The organism is Streptomyces sp. MS191 (assembly GCF_008042125.1).
Lineage (GTDB): Bacteria > Actinomycetota > Actinomycetes > Streptomycetales > Streptomycetaceae > Streptomyces.
Map to the genome: position 1 here is coordinate 1 of NZ_RDBI01000114.1, position 2,104 is coordinate 2,104.

At 76.0% G+C, this 2,104-nt stretch carries 2 protein-coding genes; both read right to left on the minus strand.

The annotated features are described in order from the left end of the window. Window positions 1–601: 601 nt before the first annotated feature. Complete coding sequence (locus EAO71_RS35340; protein WP_147981912.1) at window positions 602–1,417, minus strand: thioesterase family protein; 816 nt, start codon at window positions 1,415–1,417, stop codon at window positions 602–604. Window positions 1,418–1,575: 158 nt separating this feature from the next. Continuing rightward, window positions 1,576–1,794, minus strand: coding sequence for a hypothetical protein (locus EAO71_RS35345; protein WP_147981913.1), 219 nt, complete (start codon window positions 1,792–1,794; stop codon window positions 1,576–1,578). Window positions 1,795–2,104: the final 310 nt, after the last annotated feature.

The following is a 2,104-nucleotide window of genomic DNA, read 5'->3' on the forward strand; positions in this document are numbered from 1 at the left end:
GTGGTGAGGACGACGATCTCGGGTGCGCCGGGGCGGGAGGGGCCGGGCGCGGCGGGAAGTCTCAGGCCGCGGGCGGCCGCTGAGGGGCGGTCACATCGGGTCGCCGCGGTGGGGACGGGCGGGACCGGTCCGTCCGGGGGCCTGATCCCGGTGGTGCCGGGGGAACGCGCAGGGCGGAGCGGACCTCCTGAGGGCCGGAGCGCCCGGCGAGGCGCGCCCGCGGCCGGCGCCGGGGAGGAAATGCGATGGCACCCCTGTGGCGTCGCACGTCGTGTCCGTCCTGGGGGAGCGCCCGGCGAGGCGCGCCCGCGGCCGGCGCCGGGGCGGGCGAGGGCTGATGGGCGGTGCGAGAGGTGAGGGCACAGGCCCAGGGTGCCGGTGTCGGGGCGGCCTGGCCGGTTTACGGCGACAGCGGCCGCGGTTCGTGTCGCGCGCGGTCCGCGCCGGGGCGGTCGCGCCGGGCCCCGGACCGCCGTGGCGCTCGGGGTGCCGCCGCGCCCGCCGCCGGAGGGGCCGGCCCGCCTCGGTGGCTCGCGGGCCGGACGTCGCCGTGGCGCTCGGGGTGCCGCCGCCGCGCCCGTGCGGCGGCGGCCCCCGTCGGTCAGGCGCCGGGCCGCGGCCGGACGGTGAGGATCTGTTCGGCGTGGCCCACCGGGCCGCTGACGTCGTGCAGGACGCTGCTGGTGAGCCCCTGGCCGGACGGGCCGAAGGTGACCGTGGTGTCCAGCCCGGTCCACGGGCCCCGGGGCAGGCGGTGCAGATGGATCGTCAGGTCCAGGTTCGGGAACAGCCACGCGGTGGGGTCCTGCTGGACGGCGATGCCGTTGGCCGTGTCCACCAGCGCGACGTACGAGGCGAGCGGGCTCGCGGTCTCGCCGGCGACCAGGTCGACGGGCGACGAGATCCAGGCGGCGGCACGGCCCCGGCGGGTCGGCGGCGTACGCCGGACGTCGATCGAGGAGACGTATCCGCCGTCCCACGCGCTGTTCATCGCCCACGACGGGAGGGACTCCGGGTCGGGGAGGGACTCGTGCGGGGTGTCGGCCACGGCCGAGGTGTCCAGAGACGCCAGGAGCCAGGCGCGGGCGCGGACCACCGGGCGGTCGTCGATGCGTACGACGGCCTCGAGGAGCTCGATGGTCCGCCCCGGGCGCACCGTCTCCACCGTGATCTCGCATTCGGCCAGAGCGATCCGGCCCAGGATGTCGTAGCTGATCCGGGCCAGGACCAGCCCCTGGTCGGGCCGGCCGTCGAGGTGCCGGTCGATCGCGTGGACGACGAGGCCCGCGAGCGGGCTGAAGTGCTGCTCCCCGGCGCTCCAGGCGCCCCCCGCGTGGGACGTCGGCTTGTAGCGGTGCTCGTCCGTGCGCACGTAGTAGCTCTCACGGACGCCGGTGTCTGTGGTCACGGGGTGGATCTCCTCGGGTGGAACGGGTGCTGCGGCACGGGGCTCGCCCCGCGGGACCCGTGCCCGTGATCACGATGGTAGAAGGCCCCCGCCGGCGGTCGCCGTGATCCGCGGCACGATCGGCCCCGGACCGGCGGCCGGGACGTCCGGCGGCGCCGGACGTCGCGTCACGCCTTCACCCGGTCCGAGATGATCATGATCACCACGCCCAGCACCGCGATCACCAGGTTCGCGTACAGCTCGCGGCCCTCCAGGAACCGGACGCCCTCCGTCAGGAACCGGGTGAAGCCCAGCAGCCGGAACCAGCCGTCCGTCAGCTCACGGATCACCCCGCACACGCCGACCACCATGGTCAGGAAGCCGAAGCCCTCCAGGAATCTCTTCATGACCCGAGCATGATCCCCGCGCCGGGGCGCCCGCGTCGGCCGACCGGACCCGCCGCCGCGACCAAAGTCTCCCGCCCGGCGACTTTGGTCGCGACTGCCGCCTCCCGACCGTCCCCGGGCCTCCCGCCTGCGTACTTTGGTCGGTATGACACGTACGGACCGCCACGCCTGGCTGCTCCCCTCGGCGATGGCCGACACCCCGGCGGACAGCCCGCCGGGGCGCCCGCCGCGCCGCACCGTACGCGACTGGGGCGTCGACACCCTCCTCTTCCTCGTGGCGGCGTTCTTCGGCCTGATCGCCGGCGAGACC